The following is a 6,000-nucleotide window of genomic DNA, read 5'->3' as shown; positions in this document are numbered from 1 at the left end:
CAATTTCGTACACAGCCTAAGGTATGAAGCAGAGTGCTTGAAGGGAGTTCAATCCGATTGCGTTTGAACGGCAGCGGTTGTGCAAGGCAACATCCGTATCGAGCAGGAGTGGCCTGGTAGCTTCAACTCATCCCGAAAGGAGAATAGACTTTAAATATGAAACACCCATGATCGGTAATTTCGACATTTTTTAGGGCCATCAATGCTCTGGGTTTGACTTCTTTATTACAGCCGGATTTTTCGATTTATAGAGAATATACCGAAGCAGAGACTATCCAGAATAAAGGGACAATCTCCGAGAGTCGTCATGCCTAGCCTGAGAGAGCAGGGTGCAAGGCTTGCAAAAAGAGGCGCAAGGGCCGCAGCCCCTGCGCAAGGACTCAGACATCAACCGCGGCCTTGACCACCGTGGCTATGCTGGCCACCTTTTTTACCCGCTTCAGAGGCCTTCTGCTTATCGTTGGCGAAATTGCCGCCCGACGCCTGACCGCCTTTCTTGCCGGCCTCGGATGCCTTTTCACGATCGTTGGCGAAGTTGCCTGGGTTCGAATTGCCTTTACTGGTCATGATGATACCTCTGGTTCGTTGAGTTGTTTCGCTCACCGCAGGGCGAGCATTAACTGGGATTGGGGTGGGTGGGAGAAGTTGGAACTAAATTTTCTTCTGGCGATGAACGGTAGTTTGCTGTTTTTCTGCCGCTTGATGCTTATAAGCAAGCGGCGTGCTTCTGCAATAGGGGTATAGAGAGGGGAGGGCGGTGCGGCATCGACGTCGGCTTGGCCGCTTCGCCTTGAGGTCTTTGGAACAGGGACAGGAGCGCTGCGCCTTATCAGACTTCGACCGTCGCGAAGCATTCTTTCAGGCCCGGTGCCGATGAAGCGAAACGGCGAATTTCCGTCAGCAGGACCGGTCATCAGCCATTGATGAAACGGAATGGAATCTTTCCTTTGCGCAGCGGCTCTTCCCCTCATGAGCCACTGATTTGAAGGAGTACTCGATGACGCCAGTCAAAGCGCTGAGCGCAAGCTTGGCACCGCTACCGTGCGCGCCACTGCGCAACCTGTACCAGCAACTGCTGGCCCTGGGTGACGAGCCGCCCGTGGAGCTGGCCTGTGACGTTCTCCACCAGCAATTGCAACAGGTGGAACCGGCTGCCCATCCGCTGCCCACTCAATTCCATCAGCTGCTGGCCTGGGTCGAGGGCCACTGTGCCGAGGTCGCCCGGCAGTACGCTCACTACCTGCAGGAACGCCGCCAGGGCGCTGGGCGACGTTATCTGCGCAACAAGGCGCATGCACTGTACTTCCTGCAGGCCGTGGCACCGACCAAGCTGGTCGATGGCGCCTGGCTGTACGGAACGTTGAAACACTGGAGGGACTATCGCTATGACGGTCTGATCACCACCTATCTGCAGGAGCTGGGGGATGGCGAGGCCGCGCTCAATCATGTGGCCCTGTATCGCCGGCTGCTGGCCGAAGAAGATTGCGAGCACGATCCGGATCTGGGCGACGAGCACTATCGGCAAGGTGTGATTCAACTGGCGCTGGGGCACGCTGCCGATGCCTTCCTGCCGGAGGTATTGGGTTACAACCTGGGTTACGAGCAGTTGCCCCTGCATTTGCTGATCTGCGCCTACGAGCTGAGCGAATTGGGCATCGACCCCTACTACTTTACGCTGCACGTCACCATCGACAACGCCAGCACGGGCCATGCGCGCAAGGCCGTGCAAGCCGTCAGCGAACTGAAGCCGGTCGGCATGGTCGCCAAACAGTACTGGCAACGAGTGGCCCGCGGTTATCAGCTCAATGACCTGGGACTGGGCACGCTGGACGTGATCAGGGCTTTCGATCTGGAGCGGGAAGTGGTGTCGATGCTGGAGCGCAAGCGACTGGCCGGCCAGTACCTGCATGCCGATCGCTGTCGCTTCGAAGGCAAGACCGTCAACCAGTGGCTGGAGCAACCGGGGTGTATTCCGGCGTTCTTGCAGGCCTTGCAGGACCGGGGCTGGATCCGTCGTCACCAGGACCCGCGAGACAGTCGCTTCTGGCGTCTGATCGAGGGTGACGCCGCGGCGATGTTCGGGGTGTTCAATGGCTATGAGAAGCAACTGATCAAGGATTGGATTGCGGGAAGGTGGCAGGACTCAACGCCTGTTGGCATTCCCCGGGGGGGAGTGGCCCATCGCCGGGCGGCGGAGGATGCTCAAGACGATCCGGAAACCTGCCTCTTGCGCCAGGTGTTGAACCGGTATTCACCTGACCAGCAGATCGCGGTGCTGTTGCCCTGGCTATCCGCCCCTCGCCATAGCCGGCCCGCCGGGCTCTTTGCCGCCCGCACCTTCCTCGAACTGCGTAAGCGCTTGCGCTGATTGCTCAGGAGAGCGGCCATGAATCCTTGCGACTACACGCTGTCGCGCCAGACCGACCAGGCGCTGGTGCAACTGGGGCGGCGTCTGCAGGCGGACGGCTACCGTTTCGTCACACCCACGCCATTGACGCACCAGCGGGTGCTGGCCCGATCACCGCTACCCTGTGCGGTGGATCTTCGCGATGTATTTGGCTGGTCCCGACCCTTCGAGCCCAGCCTGCTGGAGGCGGCCCAGCTTGCCCAACTGCAGCAGGCCGGGATCTTGCGGGAAGACGCCGGTCGCCTGCGCAGCACGATTCGATGGTCGAGCCTGGGAGACCTGCTGCTGGCCCATTCCGCGTTTCCGACCGAAGAGCCGGATGCCGTGTTTTTCGGGCCCGACAGTTATCGGTTTGCCGGTGTGATCACAGACTATTTGAACCAGCGTTTTGCACCGGTGCGGCGTGCCGTGGACATCGGCTGCGGCACCGGTGTCGGGGCCCTGCTGGTGGCGCGTGCCCGGCATGATGCGCAGGTGCTGGCCGTCGACATCAACCCGCGCGCCCTGCGCTTGAGTGCGGTGAATGCCGAGCTGGCCGGGGTGCGCAACCTCAGCGTTTACCACAGTGATTTGCTCGACAGCATCGAGGGGCGTTTCGATCTGATCGTGGCCAATCCCCCCTACATGAACGACAGCCGGCAACGAGCCTATCGTCATGGCGGCGGGGCACTGGGCGAGCACCTGTCGTTGCGCATCCTCCAGGCTTCCCTGCCACGGCTGGACGTCAACGGTGCGCTGGTCCTGTACACCGGCGTGGCGATAGTCCAGGGGCAGGATCCGTTTCTCGAGGCCGCCCGGACGCTTCTGGTCGATGGGCGCTATGGCTGGACCTATCGGGAACTGGACCCTGATGTGTTTGGCGAGGAGCTGGACAAACCCGGCTATGAGCAGGTGGAGCGGATCGCGGTGGTGGTGCTCACCGTCACCCGTCTGCCGTGAGCGATGAGGCCCGCCATGTCCTTCGATCACGGTCTGCCACAGCGTCTGGGGGTCGAAGAGGAGTATTTCATCACCGATCTGGACAGCCGGCAGATGGTCGCCGAGCCTTCGGCCCAGGTGCTGCGTGATTGTCGTGAGGCGCTGGGCGCGGGGTTCGCCACCGAAATGTTCCAGGGCCAGATCGAAGTGGCGTCGCCCGTGTTCGAGCATCTCGCTCAGGCCAGCGAGTACCTGCGCCAGCGACGCTACGCACTCGACCAGGCGTTGGCGCCTCACGGCTTGGGCTTCCTCTGCGCGGGAACGCACCCAGTGGCCCAGTGGCACCTTCAACGTGCCACCGGGCAGGAGCATTTCCGGCAGTTGTTCGGCGATTACGCCCAGGTCGCGCAGCGCAGTGTGCTCAGCGGCCTGCATGTGCATGCTGAAGTGCCCCCCGGCATTGACCGCATCCGCGTCATGAACGAGGTACTGCCCTGGCTGCCGTTGCTACTGGCGCTGAGCGCCTCGTCACCGTTCTGGCAAGGCCGCGACAGTGGCTACTTCAGCTACCGCCAGGTGGTGTGCGATGAGTGGCCGCGGATGGGCGTTCCCGAATACCTGAATGATGACCAGGCCTACGGCGACTATCTGGCCCTGCTGCGTCGCGCCGGGGCGCTACGTGCCGACACGCCGATCTGGTGGGGGATCCGGCCGTCGTTGCGCTATCCGACGCTTGAGCTGCGCCTGACCGATGCCTGTCCCCGCGTCGAGGATGTCCTGACCCTGGCCGGCCTGTTCAGCGTCATGGTGCGCCATGCCTGCCTGCACGCCGAGCCCGGTCAGCGCTACACCCTGGTCCATCACTGGTTGCTCAAGGAGAACCGTTTTCAGGCTCGCCGTTGGGGCGTGCACGGGCACTACCTGATGGACCCCGAACAGCCGGTGATGGATCTGCACCACTGGTTGGCGTCGGCCCGGCACACCTTCGGCGCCACGGCGCAGGCCCTGGGCCAGGAGCAGCTGTTCAACCAGGCCTTCAACCTGTTGCGGGACGGCACCAGCGCCGAACATCAATTGCGCTGCTTCCAGGCCCAACCCGCGCACCTGGATGATCAGGCACGTTGTCGTGCAGTGGTCGACCTGCTGCTGGCGCAGAGCCGCGACCCCACCCGCCAGCGTGCCGGGTAGTTCCGGGGACTGTTCGAGATCAGTGCCCTTGGCTGGGCGAGTGGGCGGTTTTGCGATCCCGTGCGTTTTTCCCGAAACCGCGCACGTTCATTGCGCACAGACAGACCTGCAATACGATCAACGCATAGGCCTGGGCGTGCCATCCCCATATCGCCCACAGCACGTTACTGAGGGTGAAACAGACGAAGCCGATCATTCGGCGTCTGGGTTTAAGTGAGCCGATCAGCCAGGCGGCCAATACGGTGACCACCATGGCGGGCCATTGCAGCAGGTCCAGGTAAGCCATGACTTCCCCTTGATCAATCGGTTCGTTGAGCGGTGTTTGTTCACTGGCTGTGAGACGGGCACCTCCTTGAATCGACCACCCCGCGGGCTGAAGTTCTTAAATCCTTTTCCCCCCGGACAATGCCCCGTGCCCGATCAACCGGGCGGCGATCCCGGGGAAACCTGGCCTCGCCCCTGGTCCGAGGGCTGAGAGATTGACTGAACTGCCCGGATAGCGTCCGACCTAATGCTTTATCAACCAGGAGAACCATCATGCAAACCTATTACTTTTGGATCGGGGCTCTGGCCATCCTCTTGTTACTGGACCTGTGGGCCATCAACAGCGTCTGGAGAAGCCCCGAACCCTCTGGCAGCAAGGCCTTCTGGACGGCGGTGATTTTCCTGCTGCCCGTGGTCGGCCTGGTGGCCTGGGGAATAACCGGCCCACGTGGTGTGACCAAGGGTCCGTCCTCTCCCGAACACAGCAAGGGCTGAACGCCGGTGGCCTCGGTGCTTCCTGCTGCTGCGCCTGCTGGGCGGCTGCCTCTCAGGGTTGCCGCTCAAGGGTCAGCAGCAGGCGGCCATCGGGCTGCCGGTGTGCGGCGCGGACCGTCCCACTGTACAGCGTCTCGTTCCAACGGAAGGTGAGCGAATGAGCCGCTTCGAACTGTTCAGGCCAGGGCGGTGCGATCAAGAGTTGCAAGGTCGATGAGGGGCCGGTGGGTGAGAGTGAAAGCTGTGCCGTGCAGTGGAAATTGAAGGCGTTGACGCCGAACAGGGTGTCCTGAAGAAAATCTATTCTTATTTCCTGGGTATCGCTGTCGACCACACGATGCATGGGACTTCTCCGGGGTTCTTGAGCGCCGGGGGACGGATGACCTGCGCTTTATCAGGATGAATTCGCTGCCCGGGATACAGGGCAGTAGGTCATTGGACGGATCATGCAGGGGATGATTCAACGTTTCTGTCACTGGAGAAACTGTCGGCTGGAAGATGCCCGCTGACCCACCGGCGCCACCGCGCCATTGCTAACGGCTGACGGCCTGCCCATTCAGGAGCTTGTCCATCCTCAACTGTGCCAGTTCGATCAGGTGCACCACGCCCATCGCCACCCGGCGCTGGGTTGGTTGAATCGGGTTTCCGGGACCCAGATGTCGAATCCGTCTTTATTTGGGAAAAAGCCTACAGGTGCTTGTACAGACCCTCTGCCAAGCTGATTTGAG

General features: G+C 61.4%; 7 protein-coding genes. 4 read left to right on the top strand and 3 right to left on the bottom strand.

Features of this window, described 5'->3' with window-relative positions; translation table 11 throughout:
• Window positions 1-387 precede the first annotated feature (387 nt).
• Window positions 388-567, bottom strand: coding sequence for a general stress protein (locus tag PF66_RS11315; RefSeq protein WP_054056895.1), 180 nt, complete (start codon window positions 565-567; stop codon window positions 388-390).
• Between the two features lie 430 nt (window positions 568-997).
• On the opposite strand from PF66_RS11315, the gene PF66_RS11310 reads away from it, so the two are divergent.
• From PF66_RS11310 to PF66_RS11300, 3 genes are read left to right on the top strand one after another with little or no spacing between them, the layout of a single operon-like run.
• On the top strand, window positions 998-2,368 hold the full coding sequence (locus PF66_RS11310; protein ID WP_054056894.1) for an iron-containing redox enzyme family protein: 1,371 nt from the start codon (window positions 998-1,000) through the stop codon (window positions 2,366-2,368).
• Window positions 2,369-2,386: 18 nt separating this feature from the next.
• On the top strand, window positions 2,387-3,346 hold the full coding sequence (locus tag PF66_RS11305) for a methyltransferase (RefSeq protein ID WP_054056893.1): 960 nt from the start codon (window positions 2,387-2,389) through the stop codon (window positions 3,344-3,346).
• Window positions 3,347-3,361: 15 nt separating this feature from the next.
• The gene (locus tag PF66_RS11300) at window positions 3,362-4,513 is read left to right on the top strand and encodes a carboxylate-amine ligase (RefSeq protein WP_054062744.1); all 1,152 of its coding nucleotides are present in this window, start codon (window positions 3,362-3,364) and stop codon (window positions 4,511-4,513) included.
• 19 nt (window positions 4,514-4,532) lie between these two features.
• Here PF66_RS11300 and PF66_RS11295 read toward each other — a convergent pair whose 3' ends face one another.
• A complete protein-coding gene (locus PF66_RS11295) occupies window positions 4,533-4,799 on the bottom strand; it encodes a hypothetical protein (RefSeq protein ID WP_054056891.1) in 267 nt (88 codons plus the stop codon).
• A gap of 251 nt (window positions 4,800-5,050) precedes the next feature.
• Here PF66_RS11295 and PF66_RS11290 point away from each other — a divergent pair, with 251 nt between their 5' ends.
• The gene (locus PF66_RS11290; RefSeq protein WP_054056890.1) at window positions 5,051-5,272 is read left to right on the top strand and encodes a PLD nuclease N-terminal domain-containing protein; all 222 of its coding nucleotides are present in this window, start codon (window positions 5,051-5,053) and stop codon (window positions 5,270-5,272) included.
• A gap of 52 nt (window positions 5,273-5,324) precedes the next feature.
• Here the strand turns inward: PF66_RS11290 and PF66_RS11285 are convergent, their stop codons facing one another.
• Window positions 5,325-5,615: a hypothetical protein gene (locus PF66_RS11285; protein ID WP_054056889.1), complete on the bottom strand. Its 291-nt coding sequence runs from the start codon at window positions 5,613-5,615 to the stop codon at window positions 5,325-5,327.
• Between the last annotated feature and the right edge of the window lie 385 nt (window positions 5,616-6,000).

It is taken from the genome of Pseudomonas asplenii (assembly GCF_001293465.1).
Classification (GTDB): domain Bacteria; phylum Pseudomonadota; class Gammaproteobacteria; order Pseudomonadales; family Pseudomonadaceae; genus Aquipseudomonas; species Aquipseudomonas fuscovaginae_B.
The sequence above is the reverse complement of the archived record's forward strand: the minus strand, read 5'-3'. Positions and strand labels throughout refer to the sequence as shown.